This is a genomic window from Streptococcus cristatus (assembly GCF_003943535.1).
Classification (GTDB): domain Bacteria; phylum Bacillota; class Bacilli; order Lactobacillales; family Streptococcaceae; genus Streptococcus; species Streptococcus cristatus_L.
The window spans coordinates 509,501-529,987 of the sequence record NZ_RJPU01000001.1; the positions used below are offsets into that span (position 1 = coordinate 509,501).

The 20,487-nt window shown below is 42.1% G+C and carries 23 protein-coding genes; 20 read left to right on the plus strand and 3 right to left on the minus strand.

The genetic code is table 11. From position 1 onward, the window contains the following. Positions 1–19: 19 nt before the first annotated feature. Both recX and D8790_RS02795 read right to left on the minus strand, forming a co-directional pair. On the minus strand, positions 20–796 hold the full coding sequence (gene recX / locus D8790_RS02790) for a recombination regulator RecX (RefSeq protein WP_125387489.1): 777 nt from the start codon (positions 794–796) through the stop codon (positions 20–22). 25 nt (positions 797–821) lie between these two features. Next, on the minus strand, positions 822–1,598 hold the full coding sequence (locus D8790_RS02795; RefSeq protein ID WP_125387490.1) for an aminoglycoside 3'-phosphotransferase: 777 nt from the start codon (positions 1,596–1,598) through the stop codon (positions 822–824). 55 nt (positions 1,599–1,653) lie between these two features. Here D8790_RS02795 and rlmD point away from each other — a divergent pair, with 55 nt between their 5' ends. Further along, complete coding sequence (rlmD, locus tag D8790_RS02800) at positions 1,654–3,012, plus strand: 23S rRNA (uracil(1939)-C(5))-methyltransferase RlmD (RefSeq protein ID WP_125387491.1); 1,359 nt, start codon at positions 1,654–1,656, stop codon at positions 3,010–3,012. Between the two features lie 232 nt (positions 3,013–3,244). On the opposite strand, the gene D8790_RS02810 is transcribed toward rlmD, so the two are convergent. Further along, complete coding sequence (locus tag D8790_RS02810; protein ID WP_125387492.1) at positions 3,245–4,177, minus strand: nitronate monooxygenase; 933 nt, start codon at positions 4,175–4,177, stop codon at positions 3,245–3,247. Positions 4,178–4,470: 293 nt separating this feature from the next. On the opposite strand from D8790_RS02810, the gene D8790_RS02815 reads away from it, so the two are divergent. The 19 genes from D8790_RS02815 (at position 4,471) to scpB (ending at position 20,423) form a co-directional block, all read left to right on the plus strand. Then, positions 4,471–4,701, plus strand: a complete 231-nt coding sequence (locus tag D8790_RS02815) for a DUF1858 domain-containing protein (protein WP_015605542.1) — start codon at positions 4,471–4,473, stop codon at positions 4,699–4,701. 2 nt (positions 4,702–4,703) lie between these two features. Next, the gene (locus tag D8790_RS02820) at positions 4,704–6,065 is read left to right on the plus strand and encodes a DUF438 domain-containing protein (protein ID WP_125387493.1); all 1,362 of its coding nucleotides are present in this window, start codon (positions 4,704–4,706) and stop codon (positions 6,063–6,065) included. 26 nt (positions 6,066–6,091) lie between these two features. After that, complete coding sequence (locus D8790_RS02825) at positions 6,092–6,346, plus strand: DUF1912 family protein (RefSeq protein ID WP_061602884.1); 255 nt, start codon at positions 6,092–6,094, stop codon at positions 6,344–6,346. A gap of 345 nt (positions 6,347–6,691) precedes the next feature. Beyond that, entirely contained in the window at positions 6,692–7,270 is a 579-nt protein-coding gene (locus tag D8790_RS02830) for a GNAT family N-acetyltransferase (RefSeq protein ID WP_125387494.1), read from the plus strand. Next, entirely contained in the window at positions 7,267–8,157 is an 891-nt protein-coding gene (locus D8790_RS02835; RefSeq protein WP_125387495.1) for an SMEK domain-containing protein, read from the plus strand. Before D8790_RS02830 ends, D8790_RS02835 begins: the two co-directional genes overlap by 4 nt. A gap of 1 nt (position 8,158) precedes the next feature. Next, a complete protein-coding gene (locus D8790_RS02840; RefSeq protein WP_125387496.1) occupies positions 8,159–8,569 on the plus strand; it encodes a hypothetical protein in 411 nt (136 codons plus the stop codon). A gap of 28 nt (positions 8,570–8,597) precedes the next feature. Beyond that, the gene (locus D8790_RS02845) at positions 8,598–8,849 is read left to right on the plus strand and encodes a nucleotidyltransferase (protein WP_260470261.1); all 252 of its coding nucleotides are present in this window, start codon (positions 8,598–8,600) and stop codon (positions 8,847–8,849) included. A gap of 11 nt (positions 8,850–8,860) precedes the next feature. Then, entirely contained in the window at positions 8,861–11,512 is a 2,652-nt protein-coding gene (locus D8790_RS02850; protein WP_125387497.1) for a valine--tRNA ligase, read from the plus strand. A gap of 69 nt (positions 11,513–11,581) precedes the next feature. Then, positions 11,582–12,541 (plus strand): hypothetical protein, encoded by a 960-nt coding sequence (locus D8790_RS02855; RefSeq protein ID WP_125387498.1) that lies wholly within the window; start codon positions 11,582–11,584, stop codon positions 12,539–12,541. After that, positions 12,538–13,707, plus strand: coding sequence for a hypothetical protein (locus tag D8790_RS02860; protein WP_125387499.1), 1,170 nt, complete (start codon positions 12,538–12,540; stop codon positions 13,705–13,707). The genes D8790_RS02855 and D8790_RS02860 overlap by 4 nt, the downstream gene beginning before the upstream one ends. Before the next feature lie 357 nt (positions 13,708–14,064). Then, positions 14,065–15,315 (plus strand): diaminopimelate decarboxylase, encoded by a 1,251-nt coding sequence (locus D8790_RS02865; RefSeq protein ID WP_125387500.1) that lies wholly within the window; start codon positions 14,065–14,067, stop codon positions 15,313–15,315. Positions 15,316–15,372: 57 nt separating this feature from the next. Next, positions 15,373–15,621: a YneF family protein gene (locus tag D8790_RS02870; protein WP_125387501.1), complete on the plus strand. Its 249-nt coding sequence runs from the start codon at positions 15,373–15,375 to the stop codon at positions 15,619–15,621. Positions 15,622–15,720: 99 nt separating this feature from the next. Continuing rightward, positions 15,721–16,515, plus strand: a complete 795-nt coding sequence (gene racE, locus D8790_RS02875; RefSeq protein WP_125387502.1) for a glutamate racemase — start codon at positions 15,721–15,723, stop codon at positions 16,513–16,515. Then, on the plus strand, positions 16,512–17,489 hold the full coding sequence (locus D8790_RS02880; protein ID WP_125387503.1) for a nucleoside-triphosphate diphosphatase: 978 nt from the start codon (positions 16,512–16,514) through the stop codon (positions 17,487–17,489). The genes racE and D8790_RS02880 overlap by 4 nt, the downstream gene beginning before the upstream one ends. Beyond that, entirely contained in the window at positions 17,465–17,986 is a 522-nt protein-coding gene (locus tag D8790_RS02885) for a metallophosphoesterase (protein WP_125387504.1), read from the plus strand. The genes D8790_RS02880 and D8790_RS02885 overlap by 25 nt, the downstream gene beginning before the upstream one ends. Beyond that, on the plus strand, positions 17,983–18,444 hold the full coding sequence (cbpB, locus tag D8790_RS02890) for a cyclic-di-AMP-binding protein CbpB (protein ID WP_125387505.1): 462 nt from the start codon (positions 17,983–17,985) through the stop codon (positions 18,442–18,444). The genes D8790_RS02885 and cbpB overlap by 4 nt, the downstream gene beginning before the upstream one ends. Beyond that, on the plus strand, positions 18,441–19,172 hold the full coding sequence (gene xerD, locus D8790_RS02895) for a site-specific tyrosine recombinase XerD (protein WP_125387506.1): 732 nt from the start codon (positions 18,441–18,443) through the stop codon (positions 19,170–19,172). The genes cbpB and xerD overlap by 4 nt, the downstream gene beginning before the upstream one ends. Positions 19,173–19,174: 2 nt before the next feature. Then, positions 19,175–19,885: a segregation/condensation protein A gene (locus tag D8790_RS02900; RefSeq protein WP_125387507.1), complete on the plus strand. Its 711-nt coding sequence runs from the start codon at positions 19,175–19,177 to the stop codon at positions 19,883–19,885. Further along, the gene (scpB, locus tag D8790_RS02905) at positions 19,878–20,423 is read left to right on the plus strand and encodes an SMC-Scp complex subunit ScpB (protein ID WP_125387508.1); all 546 of its coding nucleotides are present in this window, start codon (positions 19,878–19,880) and stop codon (positions 20,421–20,423) included. Before D8790_RS02900 ends, scpB begins: the two co-directional genes overlap by 8 nt. Positions 20,424–20,487 lie beyond the last annotated feature (64 nt).

Genomic DNA, 20,487 nt, shown 5'->3' on the forward strand with positions numbered 1-20,487 from the left:
TAAGTTTTCATAGAAAATCTTAAAGATATTCTCTTAGAGCGCTGGCAATGTCCGAAAAATCATAGCCTTTGCGGGCCAGAGCTTGTGTCAGACGCTGTTTTAAGTCGTATCCCTCGTACTTTTTGGAGTACTTGCGGTATTGCTTGTCTAGCTCTTTATAGAGCAGCTCTTGTTGGGTTTCCTGGTCTTCTTCGATTTCCAAATGCTGATAGGCGGTTTTGGCTTGGTTATAGGAAAAACCTTTGTTTATCAAGGATTGAAGTATTTTATCTTGTAAGGCCTTGCTGGGCAGTTTTCCTTGGTATTTTTTGAGCAGCTTTTCAGCAACCTTGTCTGTTAATTCAGTGAAATCAAACTGGCTCAATTCGTCTTCTATGATAGTGCTAGAAATTCCTTTTTGACTGAGTTTTTGTTTTAGAACAAAAGCGCCTTTGTCACCGGTGAGAAGGTTGGATTGGATATAAGAATTGGCATATTTTCTGTCGTTAATCCAATTTTCTTTTTTCAAAGCGTCCAAGACTTGGCTGATGATGTCTGGTTGGATGTCGTGCTGGGTTAAGTAGTCTTTGACTTCCTTGGCAGTCCTTTGCTTGAAGGAGAGATGGTAGAGGGCTAGATTTTTTCCGTAGGAAAATTGGGCGTAAGTTTGAATCTCTTTTAACTCTTGCTCCGTGATTTCCATCCCTTTAGACAGCATGAAGCGGACAATAGTGTCTTCTGTAATATAGAGCTTTTCGCTGTCGTCCAACTCCAAGAGGTAGAGCCGTTTTTTCTTTTCGATTTTTGTGATTTTCATAGGGGATTTGGTAAAGTCCTTTCTTTTAACTAAATGCTTCAAAGGCAGCTATCAAGCGCAGTTTGTCTGTATTAACATCCTTCCTGCCATAGTAGTCAAGAAAGAGCTCTGCGTATTGGGGGTCAGATAAATTATAAGTAAGAGACCAGATGGCCCAGTAAAGATCAATGTGGTGATCGCTAAGGCCAGCGAAACCAACGTCGATAAAGCAGGAGAAGGTGGAAGCGTCTTTCAGAATTAAATTAGGCAAGCAGGCATCTCCGTGAATCAAGGAGTCTGACGTCAGTAGGTGTCCCTGTTCTTGGATAAGCTGGTAGGCTTCCTCTCGACTTTGGATATGAAATTGAGGCAGCAAGGCTTTTTGATAAAAGCAGCCTTTCCGATAATTATGCTCTGCTTGCTCTTTATAGTGTTGGAGACGATACTGGATTGAGAAATGCTGGGGTTGGATGCTGTGAAGTTTTTTGAGTGCGGCAGCCATTGTTTGGCAAAGCTCTTCTGGCTGTTGAAGAAAGGCTAGAGCATCCTTGCCCTCGGCTTCTCTAGTCAGCAGGTAGTCATGATCTGCTGATAGGTAGTGAGTGACAGGCACACCGAGTTCTTGCTTCTCAAACCATTTGGCAAGTGTGGCTTCTTGGGCTAACTGGCCTTTTTGGTCAATTTTCAAATAATAGCCCGTATCGGCATAGAAAACACGGGCGCTTGAATGTGAGGAGCTGTCGTAAAAGTTGGCTCCCTCTAGATAAGTTCGGATTTGCTCAGGGAAATGGGCTAGTGGAAGGGATATTTTTTCTGCTTTCATACTTTTATTGTAACATATTCTCAACGAATTGACTCTAGCGTGGTATAATAGAGGCATGAATGTAAAAGTTAAGCAAAGAATCCCTCTCAAAATCAAGAAAATGGGAATCAATGGGGAAGGAATTGGATTTTATAAGAAAACGCTGGTCTTTGTGCCGGGGGCTTTGAAAGGTGAAGAAGTCTATTGTCAGGTGACCAAGGTGCAGCGTAATTTCATCGAAGCCAAGCTCTTGACCATCAACAAGCGGTCAAAATTTCGGGCGGAAGCACCTTGTGAAATTTATGATAGCTGTGGAGGCTGTCAAATCATGCACCTCCACTATGACAAGCAGTTAGAGTTTAAGGAAGATCTGCTGCGTCAGGCCTTGAAAAAATTTGCGCCAGCTGGTTATGAGAACTATGAGATTCGTCCGACCATCGGTATGCAGGAGCCGCTCTATTATCGGGCCAAGTTGCAGTTTCAGACTCGGAAATTTAAGGATGAGGTTAAGGCTGGGCTCTATGCCCAGAATTCCCACTATCTGGTCTCGCTGAAAAATTGTCTGGTTCAGGACAAGGTAACGCAAAAGATGATCAATAAGGTGGCTAGGCTTTTAGGCAAGTATAGGCTGCCAATCTATGATGAGAGGAAGACTGCCGGAGTGCGTACCGTTATGATTCGCAGAGCCAGAAAGACAGGTCAGGTGCAGATGATTTTTGTGACGGGGCGTATGCTGGACTTTTCTCCAGTCGTTCGAGACCTAGTGGCTGAATTTCCAGAGCTGGAGACAGTGGCGGTTAATTATCATACGAGCAAGTCCAGTGAGATTTACGGGGATAAGACAGAGATTATCTGGGGCGAGGAGGCTATCCAAGAAGGAGTGCTGGACTATGAGTTCTCCCTGTCGCCTCGAGCTTTCTATCAGCTTAACCCTGAACAGACAGAGGTGCTCTATGGGGAGGCGGTTAAGGCGCTGGATGTGACGAAAGAAGATCATTTGATTGACGCCTATTGCGGGGTTGGGACCATCGGCTTTGCCTTTGCTAAAAGGGTCAAGTCTCTGAGGGGAATGGACATCATCCCTGAGGCTATTGAAGACGCCAAGCGCAATGCGAAACGGATGGGCTTTGACAATACGCTCTACGAGGCTGGAACGGCAGAGGAGATTATTCCTCGCTGGTACGCTGAAGGTTATCGGGCGGATGCCTTGATTGTAGACCCGCCACGAACTGGTCTGGACGATAAGCTGCTGGAGACGATTGTTCGCTATGCACCTGAAAAGATGGTCTACGTTTCCTGCAATGTCTCAACTCTAGCTCGGGATTTGGTCAAGCTCAGTCAGGTCTACGATGTCCACTACATTCAGTCGGTTGATATGTTTCCCCATACCGCTCGAACCGAAGCAGTGGTGAAATTGGTCAAAAAAGTTAAGTAAAAGAGCGATTTGTTTAGAAACAAGCCTAAATGAACAGCAAAAGAGGCTGGGACAAAAGTCCTAGCCTCTCAATTGTCTTTGGATTGTCGAGCAAGACGCAGTGGTTGAGTGGGCTCTATTACGCTGATTTCATCAGCTTTTACAGCCCTACTCAACTGTGCGGAGGTGGGACGACGAAATCGAATTCTAACGAATTACCGATTTCTGTCCCACTCTCTTTTGAGTTAGAGGATTATAGCTTGATTTCAGTGTTTTGGAGAACATTTTGAGCATCGGCAACGATTGTGTCGAGGATTTCTTTACATGGACGAATTTCCTTGACTAAGCCTGCGATTTGGCCACTCATCATAGAGCCATGTACGGTATCTCCTTCGTAAACAGCTTTAGAAAGAGAACCGATGGTGATTTCTTCGAGTTCGTCACGATTGGTGCCTTTGTTTTCTAGTTCGATATAGTGGTCGGTCATTTCATTGCGGATACAACGAACCGGCGCACCAGCAATACGACCAGTAACGGCAGTAGCAGTATCATTGGCCGCGACAATGGCATCCTTGTAACCTGCTGAAATTGGGCATTCTTCAGAAGCTAGGAAGATAGTTCCCATCTGAACCCCTTGTGCACCGAGGACAAAAGCAGCAGCGAGACCACGACCATCGGCAATTCCACCTGCAGCGATGACTGGAATATCAACGGAGTCAACAATCTGAGGAATGAGAGCCATAGTATTGGTTTCACCGATATGGCCACCGGCTTCAGAACCTTCAGCAATCACGGCATCAACTCCGAGCTCTTGCATTTTTTGCGCGTGTTTGACACTGGCGATAACAGGGATAACCTTGATACCTGCCTCTTTCAGATAAGGCATGATGAATTTTGGTGTACCAGCCCCAGTCGTTACGACAGGAACTTTTTCTTCAATGATAACTGTCACAATATCCTTGATATTTTTCATCATGAGCATAACATTGACGGCAAATGGCTTGTCAGTCAATTTACGCAGTTCACGGATTTCTTCGCGCAACTGCTCACCCGTCATTCCTCCTGAAGCAATGATTCCCAGTCCGCCAGCTTCGGAAACAGCTGCCGCCAGTTGGTAGTGGGAAATCTGAGCCATAGCTCCTTGGAAAATAGGGTACTTAATGTTCAACAATTTTGTAATAGACATAGGGCATCTCCTTTATTCTGTATTTAAAATCATTATATCACTATAATAAAGCGTTTTCAATGAAGCCGTGACTTGGCAAAAGATAGAAGTTTGTGAAAAAAATCTCAGAAATGGTTGATAGGAATAGCCTTTCCTTGTGAAATTAAATTTATCAGTGTCCTTATAAAAATAACTTATAGCCTATTAGAATTTGTTATATTCTCTAAGCTCGGATTTGAGTAAGTGATGGAAAGGATTTTTATTGGACACATCTTTTGTGATATAATAATAAAAAATACACGGAGGTAGGGCATATGGATAATGTGATTGATTTGTCTATTCCAGTGGCAGAAGTGATTGAGAAGCAGCCTGAAGTTTTGGATGTTTTGGTCGAGTTGGGCTTTAAGCCTCTGGCCAATCCCGTCATGCGCAATACAGTCGGGCGCGTGGTTTCTATCAAAAAAGGAGCTGCCATGAATGGCATTGACCTGAATAAAATCAAGCAAACTCTGGAATTAAACGGCTATGAAGTGGTGGGGATTTAGGCATGGCTACTGAACGCATTGAAGTCCTCAAGTCTATCTTGCTGGATTTACATAACGGAGCTTCTGCAGAATCTGTTCAGGAGCTTTTCAACGAGCATTTTACTGGAGTGTCTGCTATTGAGATCAGCCTGATGGAGCATGAGCTGATGAACTCGAATACGGGAGTGACCTTTGAAGACGTCATGTCCCTCTGCAATGTCCATGCCAACCTCTTTAAAGGAGCCATTCAGGATGTGGAGGTGGCTGATACCGACCATCCAAGCCATCCTGTTCAGATCTTCAAGCAGGAAAATCTAGCGCTTCGGGCTGCCCTTATGCGGGTTCGCAGGCTCCTATCTACCTATGAAAGCACAGAAGATGAGGATCTTCTACCTGAAATCCGCAAGGGACTCCAGCGTCAGCTGAGTTTGGTGGGGCAGTTTGATATCCACTATCAGCGTAAGGAAGAGCTCATGTTTCCTATCATGGAGAGCTACGGCCACGATTCGCCGCCCAAGGTCATGTGGGGGGTAGACGACCAGATTCGCGACCTTTTCCAAGAGGCTAAGATTGCTGCAGAGCAGCTGCCTGATACTTCGATTGAAGAAGTCAAGGACAAGTTTGAGACTTTTGCGGCTGAGTTTGAAGCTATGATTTTCAAGGAAGAGTCTATCCTTCTTATGATTCTCCTCGAGTCCTTTCATCAGGATGACTGGCTCAAGATTGCTAAGGAGAGTGATGCTTATGGTTATGCTATCATCAAGCCGACGGAGAAATGGATTCCTGCGCGTCACTCATTTTCGGAGGAGGAAGCTGGGGATGCTGCTGATGAGGGAAGCGAAGCGCCAGCCAGCACAGAACAGGCTAGTGATGGCAGATTTCAGCAGGTCATTGATACGCCGGATGGTCAGGTCACCATTTCCTTTAAGCCTAAGGAAAAGAAGGAGCAAGCCATTAATCGGGACTCCCAGCAGCCTTTTGGTCATGGCTATCTGTCGGTGGCGGAGGCCAATCTGATTTTGGATCATTTGCCTATGGAGATTACCTTTGTCAATAAGGACGATATTTTCCAGTATTATAATGACAGTGTGCCGGCGGACGAGATGATTTTCAAGCGGACGCCGTCCCAGATAGGGCGCAATGTCGAGCTCTGCCACCCGCCCAAGTTTTTGGACAAGGTGCGGCGGATTTTCAAGGTTCTGCGCGAGGGAGAGCGGGACAAGTTTGAAATGTGGTTCAAGTCGGAATCGCGGGGCAAGTTTGTCCATGTGACCTATGCGGCGGTGCGGGATGAGGCCGGTGAATTTCAGGGGGTGCTGGAGTATGTACAGGACATTCAGCCTTTCCGTGACATTGACAGTGATTTTTACCGAGATTTGGACTAGGTATTTGCAGTTAGAAAGTGAGAAACATGAGTTACGAACAGGAATTTTTACAAGACTTTGAAGCTTGGGTCAAGACCCAGGTCATGATTAACGAGATGGCTCTCAAGGAGAGTCAGGCAGTCTACGAGGCGGACCAGGACGAGAGGGCCAAGGAAGCGGCCATTCGCTATGAAAGTCGTCTAGATGCCTACCAGTTCCTTTTGGGGAAATTCGCCAACTATCAGGCGGGCAAAGCATTTCACGACCTGCCTGACGGACTTTTGGGTGAGAGAAATTATTGATTTTTCACTGGAAAGGTGATAGAATAGGTTCATCAGAGGTGTTTTGAGTCAAGCATTTTACAGAAAGTGGCGGTGCTGAGAAGTCCACAAATGTGTCAAAGCTGGTTGCTGATGGATGAAAAATTGAAATAAAAGTGTCTTTTTGTTTCCTTTTAGGACTAGGCAAGGAGCTGCAGGCTATACTAGCGTATGCCAAAGCGACTTAACGACGTCATAAAAGAGAAAGAAGAAGAGAAAAGTTGCGGGTATCTGCCCGAAATTGGGTGGTACCGCGGATAAACACATTCGTCCCTTTCTAGTCTGACTAGGAAGGGATTATTTTTATGTAGCGGAAAGGAGGGTTGAATGAAGCTTCTTGAATCTTATAATGGTAAAGAGTTGCCAAAGTTGGAAACTGAGCATTTGATATTGCGTCAGAGAACAGCAGATGATGTGGAGGATATGTTTGCTTATGCTGGTCTGCCTGAAGTCTGTTATCCAGCTGGATTTCCTCCTGTAGATAGCTTGGAAACAGAGCGTGATTATTTTGAAAATCGCTATTTTGAAAATTTAGAAAAGAAGGAACTTCCGTCTGGCTATGGCATTACGGTTAAGGGGGAAGACCGAGTCATTGGCTCTTGTGACTTCAATCATCGCCATGAAGATGATGTATTTGAAATTGGCTACCTCCTGCATCCAGATTATTGGGGAAAGGGTTATGTGCCAGAAGCCGTCAGTGCTTTGATAGAAGTTGCTTTTACCATTCTTAAACTCCACAAGGTTGAAATTCGATGCTTTGATTACAATAAACAAAGTCAGCGAGTCGCTGAGAAACTTGGTTTCACCCTTGAAGCTCGCATCCGAGACCGCAAAGATGCCCAAGGCAATCGCTGTGCAGAATTGGCTTATGGATTGCTGAGGAGTGAGTGGGAGTGGAATATATGAATACAAGTGATAATATTGATGGCTTCATATTAGCATTAAGAGATTTAAATGAGATTATTGAGAAAAGAGCAAAGATTAATTTACTTGATAATGCTGTGCTGGCAGAATCTTTTTATAAAGAAATTTTAAATAGTTTGTTTTCTTGGGAGTTGAGAAATTTAAATATAGAACAGTCTAACTTTGAAGCGATTGATTTAATTGATAGCAATAATAAGGTTGTTGTTCAAGTTTCGTGCACTTGCGAGAATCAGAAAATACGTAGCACAATTTCTAAAAAAGAATTAGCGAAAAAGGATTATAAAGGATATGAGCTTTATTTTGTTTTTATAGGCAAACAGAATTGTAATGTTAAAAATGGTGAGTACAACTGTGCTTCACAATTAACTTTTAATTCTAAGAAAAATATTCTTTTGACAGAAGATTTAATAAAAAAGTATCAAGATTTAAACCCAAAAGCTCAGGATAAAATCCTTAATATTATTAGAAGCTATCTAACTAAAGAAAATAAAGTAAATAATAGTACTTCAAAAATTAAAATATCAGAAATGATACTTGAAATTTTAGATGGAAATAGCCAAATATTTTATAAGTATGGTCCAAAGTCAGACGTTGCTTTAAATAGTCCAATGAGCGAAGCTTCATTTAAAATATGGTGTGAATCCAAGATGAAAATTATTGACAATAATAAGAAAATCTTAAATATATATCAAAAGTATAAGTTTCTTTTTAGTCGAAAAGAAAAGTCATTATTTCATAAGTTTGAATTAAATGTAACATCATTTGAACAAAATAATGAAGAGCGATTAGATTCAAATGCTTACGAACCATTTCCAGAAGAATTTCCTGAGATGTTGGAAAAAATTGTTAGTAATCAAGGAGTAAAATAATATGTCAAATTATAGTGACGTACCAAGACCAGAGTCGGTTCTTTATTTTGAACAAAGTTTAAGTGGACATTCTAATATTGTCTATTATGAAAAAATGGAAGATTTTGTTTACAAGTTAGTTCTTGGAAATGGTAATATATATCTAGTATGGCTAACTAATAAGTATACTGTATCAATTAATGATGTTGTTGAAAAAATTGATGAAGGTTTTGATGCTTTAGTAACTATTAGCATGTGGAATAGCTATACATCCGAAGCAAAAAAATATGCTCTAGAAAATCAATTTGGGTTATTTACATTTCGTGAATTTATGGGCGCATTAAACTTTCTAGATCCATCTCAATATTATACTGGAATTGATGAAAAAGATGGTAAGAGGCTTTACGGGGAACGTGGTTATAAGTTTGATTGATGATATAGAATTAAAAAGAATATTAAACGTGAAGATTCGGTTTGAACTTTATCATTTTGGATCTTCTTTAGAGAATAAATTTTTCAACGATATTGATTTATTGTTAATCTATAACAATAGTGAAAAAAACAATCAAAGAGAACTCTTAATGTTAAAAAGAAATATTACAGATTATTTGTATAATCATTATCATAAAAATATTGATATCACTGTTTTGTCAGAAAATGAAGAAAAAGAAAAAAATTTTTTAGAACAAATACATTATTCAAGAATATATTAAGGAGCAAACACATGTCTAAAGAACTTTCACCTAAATATAATCCAGCCGAGGTTGAGGCTGGTCGTTACCAAAAATGGCTTGATGCCGATGTTTTCAAGCCTTCAGGCGATCAAAAGGCTAAGCCTTATTCGATCGTGATTCCGCCACCAAACGTTACAGGTAAACTCCACCTTGGTCACGCTTGGGATACGACTTTGCAGGATATCATCATCCGTCAAAAACGCATGCAAGGCTTTGATACCCTTTGGCTTCCTGGTATGGACCACGCGGGGATTGCAACTCAGGCTAAGGTTGAGGAGCGCTTGCGTGGTGAGGGCATTTCCCGCTATGACCTCGGTCGTGAGAAATTCCTAGATAAAGTCTGGGAATGGAAAGACGAATATGCGACGACCATCAAGGAACAATGGGGCAAGATGGGCCTCTCTGTGGACTATTCTCGTGAGCGTTTCACTCTTGACGAAGGTTTGTCAAAAGCCGTTCGCAAGGTTTTTGTCGAGCTTTACAAGAAAGGCTGGATCTACCGTGGTGAGTTTATCATCAACTGGGACCCAGCAGCTCGCACAGCCCTTTCTGATATTGAGGTGATCCACAAAGATGTCGAAGGTGCCTTCTACCACATGAACTATATGCTGGAAGATGGATCATGTGCCCTTGAAGTTGCGACCACTCGTCCTGAGACAATGTTTGGGGACGTTGCCGTTGCGGTCAATCCAGAAGACCCACGCTACAAGGATTTGATTGGCAAACATGTTATCCTTCCAATTGCCAATAAATTGATTCCAATCGTTGGGGACGAGCATGCAGATCCTGAGTTTGGTACAGGTGTCGTGAAAATCACACCTGCCCACGATCCAAACGACTTCTTGGTTGGTCAACGTCATAACTTGCCACAAGTCAACGTCATGAACGACGACGGAACCATGAATGACTTGGCCTTTGAATTTGCAGGCATGGACCGTTTTGAAGCTCGTAAGGCAGTCGTTGCCAAGTTGGAAGAAATCGGTGCCCTCGTTAAAATCGAAAAACGTATTCACAGTGTTGGTCACTCAGAGCGTACTGGTGTCGTAGTTGAGCCACGTTTGTCTACGCAATGGTTCGTTAAGATGGACCAATTGGCCAAAAATGCTATTGCCAACCAAGACACAGAGGACAAGGTCGAATTCTACCCACCTCGTTTCAACGATACCTTCCTCCAATGGATGGAAAATGTCCACGACTGGGTAATCTCTCGTCAGCTCTGGTGGGGTCACCAAATCCCTGCTTGGTACAATGCTGAGGGTGAAATATATGTCGGCGAAGAAGCTCCTGAAGGTGACGGTTGGACTCAGGACGAAGATGTCTTGGATACTTGGTTCAGTTCTGCCCTTTGGCCATTCTCAACCATGGGCTGGCCTGATGTTGACTCAGAAGACTTCAAACGTTATTATCCAACATCAACTTTGGTGACTGGTTATGATATTATCCCGTTCTGGGTATCTCGAATGATTTTCCAAGGTTTGGAATTTACTGGCAAGTCGCCATTCAAAAATGCCTTGATTCATGGTCTCATTCGTGATGAGCAAGGACGCAAGATGTCGAAATCTCTCGGTAACGGGATTGACCCAATGGATGTTATTGATAAGTACGGAACAGATAGCCTTCGTTGGTTCCTTTCAAATGGTTCTGCACCAGGTCAAGACGTACGCTTCTCTTATGAGAAAATGGATGCTTCATGGAACTTCATTAACAAGATTTGGAACATCTCTCGCTACATCCTCATGAACAATGAAGGATTGACTCTTGAGCAAGCAACTGCTAATGTGGAAAAAGTTGTTAACAAGGAAGCTGGAAACGTCACAGACCGCTGGATTCTTCACAACCTCAATGAAACTATCGGTAAAGTCACTGAAAACTTTGACAAGTTTGAATTTGGTGTTGCTGGCCACATCCTCTACAACTTCATCTGGGACGAGTTTGCGGACTGGTACGTTGAGTTGACCAAGGAAGTCCTTTATAGCGATAACGAAGAAGAGAAAGTCATCACACGTTCTGTTCTCCTTTACACCTTGGACAAGATCCTTCGTCTTCTTCACCCAATCATGCCATTCGTGACAGAGGAAATCTTTGGACAAATCTCAGAAGGCTCTATCGTTACAGCAGAATACCCAACTGTCAACCCAGCCTTTGAAGATCTTGCTGCTCACACTGGTGTCGAAAGCCTCAAAGACTTGATTCGTGCCGTTCGTAATGCGCGTGCGGAAGTAAACGTAGCACCAAGCAAGCCTATCACCATCCTTGTCAAGACAAGCGATAGCGACTTGGAAGCCTTCTTTAACAGCAATGTCAACTATATCAAACGCTTCACAAATCCAGAACACTTGGAAATCGCATCAACCATTCCTGCACCTGAACTGGCTATGTCAAGCGTCATCACAGGAGCAGAAATCTACTTGCCCCTCGCAGACCTTCTCAATGTCGAAGAAGAACTGGCTCGTCTCGACAAGGAACTGGCTAAATGGCAAAAAGAACTGGATATGGTTGGCAAGAAACTCTCTAACGAACGCTTCGTAGCCAATGCCAAACCAGAAGTCGTCCAAAAAGAACGCGACAAACAAGCCGACTACCAAGCGAAATATGATGCGACCATTGCACGTATTGATGAGATGAAGAAACTCGTGAAATAGGCTATAAACCTCGGCAATTTGCTGGGGTTTTTGGTATAATTAAAACATCACTAATAATGAGGTTTTAGTATGACTATAAAAGTATACTCCATTGATGAAGTTGTTGAAGAGCGGACACTCGATCAAGAAAAGGTAAAAAACATCCGAAAGTTGTTTAATTTTTTGATAGGTGATCAAAGATCTCATCTGTCCGTAAAGTGTATTTTACCTCCTGAAAAACAAACAAACACTTCAGTATTGTTTGAATTTAAAAATTATAGTCCTAAAGATAATTTCAATTTTAAAAAATTCGCTGATAAATTATTGTCAGCAGAAACGAATGAGGATGGGAAAAGAAATAAAACTATTAGAACAGGTATTCTGTTTATTGAGCAAATTGGTAGTCGTATTAAGTTGATAAAGCTAGAATCGACGAATGCAATCGATCCTGAAACATTTGCTATTAGACAAGATTTAGGATTAGATAATAGTTACTACAAGATTTGTATTTTTGAGGATAATTTTGATAATGTAACCATTGTTGATAAAAGTAATACTGCGGCTAAATTTTGGTATAATAAATTTTTGGATTTAAAACTTTTTAGGGATAGTGATACTAATACTGACACATTGATTAAATTTATTAATAATAACTTATTATTTTCTGAAGAAGTTATAAATAGAGAAAACTATGAAGAAGTTAAAGATTTATCATTAGAATATATTTTTGAAAGTATTTCTTTTGACAAGGTTGAGCTAACTAATAAATTAGTTCAAAATAATTTGTTGGATACAAATGATGAAAGTGAGATTTTTTCTGAAAGATCATTGGATTTAGATTCAGAATTTGATATATCTAAGAAAATGATTGTTAAACATTTTAAAAAATCTTTACCAATATCTGATATAACGAGTATTTATACGGATAATATTATTGAGATGAAAGATAGGCAAGAAGTAGAATATAATAGAGATACAGGTAAGTTAGAGTTGGATATTCAGGATAGGTATCGCTCTCAAGTTTTACAAAATCTTGGTATAGATGAATGACTAATATAGTAAAAAAATGGCAAAATACTGCTGCGATTATAGATTTAAATTCTCCTTTACGACAAATTTTTGAATCAAAACAGATTGGTGAAATAAAGCATGGTGGGTACTATATCGTTAATCAAGCCAATATTTGGGTTTTTGAAGAAGAGTTTATAGATACACCTAGTCATAACTTACAACAAATTTTTGATAAATTATGCATTAAAAATTATGATAATATACAATATTTTGATTCGACAACTAATACATTTAATGTAGTTACTGAATCTGATGCTGAAGACTACTTGAAAATTATTAGTTTGAATATTATTCGTGGTGTAGGATATGAAAAATTAAAAATTTCGTTAGAACTTTTGTCCGGAGGAAAATATAGTTCTAAAAGTGATAGAGTACGCCATCTTATAAACATATATGTTTTACTTCTTTTAGCTAATCGAACAAGGAGACAACAAAATAAACTTGAATTTACTTTTGAAGGAGATTTAGATTCTTTTATCTTTGAAACTGAATTTGGAAAAGGAAATTTTACCGATGGATTATTAGAAATTTATGAATGGATTGTTAATGAACAAGAATACAGTGAGGCTTATAAGGTAAAGTTACAGATTATTCGAAGTTTGATTATTAAACGCAAAAAACTCGATGAATTAGACTTAGTTAAAAATCAAGCAGAATCTATTTTTAATAGAATTGTTAGTGGAAAAACAGACCATTATTTTGAACTTCAAAATAATTTAAAAGATGACTTTATAAAAATTTCGACTATGACTAGTGAATCTAATTCAAGTTTAAATACGAAATTATTTGGTTGGTTGACGGCTTTTTCTTTGATTATTTTTGATTTTATAAAAGAGAGTGATGGTCAAAATCTATTTGGAAGAATTGTTTGTTCAACTTCAGAAAAAACTAATGTATTGTTATTACTTTTGATTATGGCTTTGTTAATCATCATGATAATGTTTAATTTAGATATTAGAAATATTAGAAAACAATATCAATGTTTAAAAGATCTTTATGTGAATCAAATGTTTATTTCTGAGGAAGACTTTAACAAATTCATCAAGGAACCATTGTATCGTAACATGTATAACATATTATTACTAAGCTTGTTAATTATACTTGTTATAAGATTGTTAATTCCTATGAATTATTGTTGTTTTTAATACAATTTAATATAGAGTTTCCATTACAATATATTTCAGAAAGCAGGTTACTACATGACAAATTCTGTAAGTTCGAACCGAGCTGAGAAGTACAACATTGTAGCCTTCTTCTCAGTTATTGAGGCAATTGAGTTGGGATTCGAAACGACCAACGAGTTCAGAGCACGCATGTAAATGAATATAAGGTAATAACTCCCAATTTATTCCATATAAATATTTTATAATTTTAAGATTTAAAGGCTCTCGGGTTTCTGCGATGGATAAAACCATTATAGAAATTCTGGAGCCTATTTTTTCCCCTCCCTAGCCGACACTTGTGGTATAATATTGTCAGTAAAAGAGAAAGTAGGAGCGTATATGAAAACTCCATTTATCAGTCGTGAGCGCTTGGCGGAGCTGACCGAGCAATTTCCAACGCCTTTCCATCTGTATGATGAGAAGGGGATTCGGGCGAGAGCACGGGCTTTGCATGAGGCTTTTGCTTGGAATGCTGGTTTTAAGGAATATTTTGCCGTCAAGGCGACACCAAATCCTGCTATTTTAAAAATCCTCAAGGAAGAGGGCTGCGGGGTGGACTGTGCTAGCTATGTGGAGCTGCTCATGAGCCAAAAGCTGGGCTTTGCTGGGGATGAGATCATGTTTTCGTCCAATAATACGCCAGCCGAGGAGTTTCGTCTTGCGCGGGAGCTGGGAGCGACCATCAATCTAGATGCTTACGAAGATGTGGCTTTCTTGAAGGAAGTGGCTGGGATTCCCAAGGTGATCTCCTGCCGCTACAATCCCGGTGGTGTCTTTGAGCTGGGGACCAGTATCATGGATCATCCAGAGGAAGCCAAGTTTGGTATGACCAAGGTGCAGCTGATTCAGGCCTTCAAAGACCTCAAGGAGCTGGGAGCAGAGACATTCGGCATCCATGCCCTCTTGGCCTCCAATACTGTCAGCAATGACTACTATCCAGCGCTGGCTCGGCAGCTTTTTGAGCTGGCGGTTGAGGTATTAGAAGTAACGGGAATTAAGCTAGACTTTATCAATCTGTCTGGCGGTGTCGGGGTCAATTATCAGCCTGATGGCGAGGAAAATGACATTGCAGTCATCGGTCAAGGAGTTCGTCAAGCCTATGAGGACATCCTGACACCAGCTGGTCTGGGGCAGGTCAAGATTTTCACTGAGCTGGGGCGTTTTATGCTGGCTCCTTTCGGTCTCTTGGTGACCAAGGTGACTCACAAAAAGCAAACCTATCGGACCTATCTGGGGGTGGATGCTTCTGCGGTCAATCTCCTGCGTCCGGCTATGTATGGAGCCTATCATCATATTACCAATATGGATCGGCCAGAAGGACCGACGGAGATTGTCGATGTGGTCGGCAGCCTCTGCGAAAACAACGACAAATTTGCCATCCAGCGGGAGCTACCTGTCAGTCAGATTGGCGATACGCTGGTTATTCACGATACCGGTGCCCACGGCTTCTCCATGGGCTACCAATACAATGCCAAATTGCGCTCTAGCGAGATTCTCCTGGAGGAAAATGGTCAGGCTCGCATGATTCGTCGGGCAGAAAGGCCAGAAGATTATTTCGCGACTCTCTATGGCTTTGATTTTGAAAAATAGAGATAATTTGGTATAATTAAGAGTAATGTAAAAAATGAAACAGGAGTTCGGATTATTATGAATACATTGTTAGCAATTTTATTGATTATGCTGGCTTTCTTTGGTGGGATTTTGCTTGGTATGTACTTGCTTCGCCGTCAGGTCGAAAAGGAATTTGCGGAAAATCCACGTCTTAATGTAGAAGCAGTGCGGATGTTGCTCAGTGCCAATGGTCAAAAACCAAGTGAAGCACGCGTTCAACAAGTTTACCGTCAAATCATCAACCAACAAAAAGCAGCAGTTGCTAAAAATAAAGACAAAAAATAAGCTTCTCTCAGCTACCCTTTGGTGGCAGACGGAGATTTCTATATAAAAAATGGGGATTTGGGCTAGGCTTCCAATCCCTTGTTTTAGAAAGAAGACTGTATGGATAACCGACCGATTGGATTTTTAGACTCTGGGGTGGGCGGTCTGACTGTTGTCCGTGAATTAATGCGGCAACTCCCCCACGAGGAAGTGGTTTATATAGGTGATTCGGCTCGGGCTCCATATGGTCCTAGGCCAGCGGAGCAGATTCGAGACTATACTTGGCAGTTGGTCAATTTTCTCCTAACCAAAGATGTCAAGATGATTGTTATTGCCTGCAATACTGCTACAGCTGTTGTCTGGGAGGAAGTCAAGGCTAAGTTGGACATTCCTGTCCTCGGTGTGATTTTGCCCGGAGCTAGCGCTGCCATCAAATCTACGACTGGTGGCAAGATTGGGGTCATCGGGACTCCTATGACGGTTCAGTCCGATATTTATCGAAAAAAGATTGAGGCTCTCTCTCCTGATATGGAAGTGCAGAGTCTGGCTTGCCCTAAGTTTGTCCCGCTGGTGGAGTCAAATGAGCTCCAGTCTAGCTTGACTAAAAAGGTGGTCTATGAGACCCTCCATCCTTTGGCGGGCAAGGTGGACACCCTTGTCTTGGGCTGTACCCACTACCCTTTGCTCCGGCCGATTATTCAAAATATGATGGGACCAAGCGTTAAGCTGATTGACAGCGGGGCCGAGTGTGTACGGGATATTTCTGTCCTGCTCAATTATTTCGAAATCAATCGTAGCCGCGAGAAGCACGAACTGAACCATCGTTTTTATACTACAGCCAATGCTAAGAGATTTGCGGAAATCGCAGAAAACTGGCTGAATCTGAAAGTCAATGTGGAGCATGTGACCTTATGACAAAGAACATTTATGAATACAAAGATACCTCTGACTGGTATGTAGCTGAATGGGGACAAAGTGCCTCTTACAGTGAATTTGAGCAGGTATCAGCTGAAGCTTCTGATATTTTAGACCGCCTAGAGAGTATTTTGGCGGCAGAAGAGCTAGGCCTGCCCTTAAATATCACGGTCATTCGCTACGGCTCAGCCTTTCGCTTTTTGACCTTCTTGCTGGATATTTTAAATCAGGAAATGGACCGAAAGTTGGAATTGTTGCAGCGACAGGGAGCCCTTCTTTTGGTTGAAGGGCGCAAATTGCTCTATGTCCATCTGCCACAAACTGGTGTGGATTTACAAGCCTTTCTGGGAGCAAAAGATGTCAAGGATACCCTCTTGATTGCGACTCGAAACGAGGGCAAGACAGCAGAGTTTCGTAAGCTTTTCGGAAAGTTGGGCTATGAGGTGGAAAATCTGAATGACTATCCTGATTTGCCAGAAGTGGCTGAAACAGGCATGACCTTTGAAGAAAATGCCCGCCTCAAGGCTGAAACGATCAGCCAGTTGACTGGCAAAATGGTTTTGGCAGATGATTCAGGCCTGCAAGTGGATGTCTTGGGCGGCTTACCAGGTGTCTGGTCCGCTCGCTTTGCTGGTGTTGGTGCGACGGATGCTGAAAATAATATCAAGCTTCTGCACGAATTGGCCATGGTCTTTGATATTAAAGACCGCTCTGCTCATTTCCACACGACTCTAGTGGTCGCAAGTCCAGATAAGGAATCCTTGGTGGTCGAAGCGGATTGGTCGGGCTACATTGCCCATGAGCCAAAAGGCGAAAATGGCTTTGGCTATGATCCTTTGTTCTTAGTCGGAGAGACAGGAAAAACGTCAGCTGAGCTGACAATCGAAGAGAAAAATGCCCAGTCCCATCGTGCGCAAGCGGTGCAAAAATTAATGGAGGTATTTCCAGCATGGCAAAGCAAACAATCATCGTAATGAGCGATTCCCATGGGGACCGTGCCATTGTCGAAGAAATAAAAGATCATTATCTAGGAAAAGTCGATGCTATTTTCCATAATGGAGACTCAGAATTACCTTTTGAGGATGAAGTCTGGGAAGGGATTCATGTCGTAGCGGGTAATATGGACTTTTATCCTGGTTATCCAGAGCGGCTGGTGACAGATTTGGATGGGACCATTATTGCCCAGACCCACGGGCACCTTTTCAATATCAACTTTAGCTTCCAAAAGCTGGATCTCTGGGCTCAAGAAGTAGGGGCAGATATTTGTCTCTATGGCCATTTGCATGTTCCAGATGCTTGGATGCAAGGGAAGACTCTCTTTCTCAATCCGGGATCCATTAGCCAACCTCGTGGCTCAATCAACGAACGCCTCTACGCTAAGGTAGAGATTGACGATGATCGCTTTAAAATTGATTTCTATACGCGAAATCATGAACTCTATCCAAGCTTGTCCAAGGAGTTTTCCCGATGATTGCTAAGGAATTTGAAGATTATCTGCTGCAGCATGAAGACACTTTTTTGACACCTGGGGAGAATCTAGCGGTCATGATTGACACGCACAATGTGGATCATGCTATTCTTTTGCTTAGCCAGATGACTTATTCGCGCATTCCAGTGGTGACTGCGGAGAAAAAGTTCGTTGGCACCATTTCTCTGACGGACATCATGGCTTATCGGATGCAACATGAGCTGCCAGAAGAAGAGTTTATGTCTATGGATATTGTCCACATGACACGAAAGGACGGTCTGACTGTCGAGCCAGATTACAAGATTGCGGACGTTTTGCACAAGCTGGTGGATGAGTCTTTCCTGCCTGTTGTGGATAAAGAACAACATTTTTATGGTATCATTACTAGAAAGTCGATTTTAAAAGCTGTTAACTCGTTGATGCATACCTTCACGAGTCAGTATGAGATTTCCAAAAAATGAAAGAACATATCACTTCTTTTTTAGAACAAAAAAATATCTCTGAAAATTCAAAATTAGCCTATTCCTATGATCTGGAGCAATTTGTCAATGAAATCCACAGCAAGGTGACGGAAACCAATTTGCGGATTTATCAAGCCTCTATCAAGGATTTCAAGGCAGCTGTCCAGAAGCGGAAGCTCTCAGCGGTCAATCAATTTCTCTACTATCTCTATGAGAATAAGATGATTGGGGAATTTCACCGCTTGACCCTGCCAAAAGTCACTATTTCCAAGGAACTGGGAAGCGAGCTGATGGACTTGTCAGCCTTTTGGGAAGCTTCTACGGTACCACAAGGCCGGCTGATAGCGCTCTTGATTTTGGAAATGGGTCTCTTGCCAAGTGAAATCCTGCAGGTCAAGGTTGAAGATGTCAATCTTGATTTTCAGGTTTTGCGGATTGAGAAGGCCGGGCAGAAGCGGATTATTAAAATCCCTGAAAGTCTGACGAGTGAGTTGGGCGCTTATTTGACAGGGACGTATTTATTTGAAAAGAATGGCAAGTCCTATTCACGCCAATGGGGCTTTCGCCAGCTAGAAGCTTTCTTGATTGAGCAGGGGCAGGCTAGCTTGTCAGCCCAAAGCCTGCGAGAGCAATTTATCCTGCGTCAGCGGGAAAAGGGTGTCGGCATCTATGATATTGCTCGTGATCTGGGCTTGAAGACAGTCATTACATTAGAAAAATACAGATAAAAATGGATATCAAGTTAAAAGATTTTGAGGGGCCGCTGGATCTGTTGCTCCACCTCGTATCCAAGTATCAGGTGGATATTTACGATGTGCCCATTACCGAGGTCATCGAGCAATATCTGGCTTATGTGGCCACCTTGCAGGCTATGCGGCTGGAAGTAACGGGAGAATACATGGTCATGGCCAGCCAGCTCATGCTGATCAAGAGTCGTAAGCTCCTCCCCAAGGTGGTGGATCAGGTGGATTTGGAGGACGATCTGGAGCAGGATTTGCTGAGTCAGATTGAGGAATATCGGAAGTTTAAGCTGCTGGGGCAGAAAATGTCCCTTCAGCATGAGGACCGGGCTCTTTACTACTCCAAACCCAAGATGGAACTGGTCTATGAAGACGCTGAACTTTTGCACGACAAGACAGCTGTTGATCTCTATTTAGCTTTTTCCAAGGTGATGACCAAGAAGCAGGAGGAATTTTCCAAGAGTCATACGACCATTGTGCGAGATGAGTACAAGATCGAGGACATGATGGATGTGGTGCGCCAACGCTGTCAGGCTCAAAAACGTCTTGCCCTGCAGGATATTTTCGCAGAAACCAAAGACATGAATGAAGTGATTACGCTCTTTTTGGCAACCTTGGAGTTAGTCAAAGTGCAGGAAGTGCAGGTCATTCAGGAGGAAAACTTTGGAAATATTTATTTAGTAGGAAGAAAGAATGAGTAAATTAGCAGAGATTGAAGCCCTGCTTTTTGTGGCGGGGGAAGACGGTCTGAAAGTTCATCAGCTATCAGAAATCCTTTCCTTGCCGCCGACTGGTGTCATCCAGAGTTTGGAAAAATTGGCGGAGAACTATCAGGCAAATCCTGACTCCAGCTTGACCTTGCTGGAAACGTCAAAGACCTTTAAGTTGGTCACCAAGCCTGAATTTGCTGAGATTTTACGAGAGTATTCGCGGGCACCGATTAACCAGAGCTTATCCCGTGCTGCACTGGAAACCTTGTCGATCATTGCTTACAAGCAACCCATAACAAGGGTGGAAATCGATGATATTCGTGGGGTCAATTCCAGCGGAGCGATTTCGAAGTTATTAGCCTTTGAGCTGATTCGGGAAGATGGCAAGAAGGAAGTCATCGGCCGTCCCAATCTCTATGTGACGACGGATTATTTTTTGGACTATATGGGCATCAATCATTTGGACGAATTACCTATTGTTGATGAAGAGGAGCTCATTGCTGAGGAAAGTCAGCTTTTCGGAGAGTGACAAGTTCACCCTATAAGGGACCGTTTTTTGAACGATTCCAAGCTTTGAGGGAGGCTTTGCTTTC

Bases quoted from the DNA above. Each gene is read 5' to 3' on its own strand.
- D8790_RS02850 (WP_125387497.1), top strand. From the start codon at position 8,861: ATGTCTAAAGAACTTTCACCTAAATATAATCCAGCCGAGGTTGAGGCT.
- D8790_RS02900 (WP_125387507.1), top strand. From the start codon at position 19,175: ATGGATATCAAGTTAAAAGATTTTGAGGGGCCGCTGGATCTGTTGCTC.
- D8790_RS02855 (WP_125387498.1), top strand. From the start codon at position 11,582: ATGACTATAAAAGTATACTCCATTGATGAAGTTGTTGAAGAGCGGACA.
- racE (WP_125387502.1), top strand. From the start codon at position 15,721: ATGGATAACCGACCGATTGGATTTTTAGACTCTGGGGTGGGCGGTCTG.
- D8790_RS02820 (WP_125387493.1), top strand. From the start codon at position 4,704: ATGGCTACTGAACGCATTGAAGTCCTCAAGTCTATCTTGCTGGATTTA.
- xerD (WP_125387506.1), top strand. From the start codon at position 18,441: ATGAAAGAACATATCACTTCTTTTTTAGAACAAAAAAATATCTCTGAA.
- D8790_RS02880 (WP_125387503.1), top strand. From the start codon at position 16,512: ATGACAAAGAACATTTATGAATACAAAGATACCTCTGACTGGTATGTA.
- D8790_RS02860 (WP_125387499.1), top strand. From the start codon at position 12,538: ATGACTAATATAGTAAAAAAATGGCAAAATACTGCTGCGATTATAGAT.
- D8790_RS02830 (WP_125387494.1), top strand. From the start codon at position 6,692: ATGAAGCTTCTTGAATCTTATAATGGTAAAGAGTTGCCAAAGTTGGAA.
- D8790_RS02795 (WP_125387490.1), bottom strand. From the start codon at position 1,598: ATGAAAGCAGAAAAAATATCCCTTCCACTAGCCCATTTCCCTGAGCAA.
- recX (WP_125387489.1), bottom strand. From the start codon at position 796: ATGAAAATCACAAAAATCGAAAAGAAAAAACGGCTCTACCTCTTGGAG.
- D8790_RS02870 (WP_125387501.1), top strand. From the start codon at position 15,373: ATGAATACATTGTTAGCAATTTTATTGATTATGCTGGCTTTCTTTGGT.
- D8790_RS02865 (WP_125387500.1), top strand. From the start codon at position 14,065: ATGAAAACTCCATTTATCAGTCGTGAGCGCTTGGCGGAGCTGACCGAG.
- D8790_RS02810 (WP_125387492.1), bottom strand. From the start codon at position 4,177: ATGTCTATTACAAAATTGTTGAACATTAAGTACCCTATTTTCCAAGGA.
- D8790_RS02815 (WP_015605542.1), top strand. From the start codon at position 4,471: ATGGATAATGTGATTGATTTGTCTATTCCAGTGGCAGAAGTGATTGAG.
- D8790_RS02835 (WP_125387495.1), top strand. From the start codon at position 7,267: ATGAATACAAGTGATAATATTGATGGCTTCATATTAGCATTAAGAGAT.
- cbpB (WP_125387505.1), top strand. From the start codon at position 17,983: ATGATTGCTAAGGAATTTGAAGATTATCTGCTGCAGCATGAAGACACT.
- D8790_RS02825 (WP_061602884.1), top strand. From the start codon at position 6,092: ATGAGTTACGAACAGGAATTTTTACAAGACTTTGAAGCTTGGGTCAAG.
- scpB (WP_125387508.1), top strand. From the start codon at position 19,878: ATGAGTAAATTAGCAGAGATTGAAGCCCTGCTTTTTGTGGCGGGGGAA.
- D8790_RS02840 (WP_125387496.1), top strand. From the start codon at position 8,159: ATGTCAAATTATAGTGACGTACCAAGACCAGAGTCGGTTCTTTATTTT.
- D8790_RS02885 (WP_125387504.1), top strand. From the start codon at position 17,465: ATGGCAAAGCAAACAATCATCGTAATGAGCGATTCCCATGGGGACCGT.
- rlmD (WP_125387491.1), top strand. From the start codon at position 1,654: ATGAATGTAAAAGTTAAGCAAAGAATCCCTCTCAAAATCAAGAAAATG.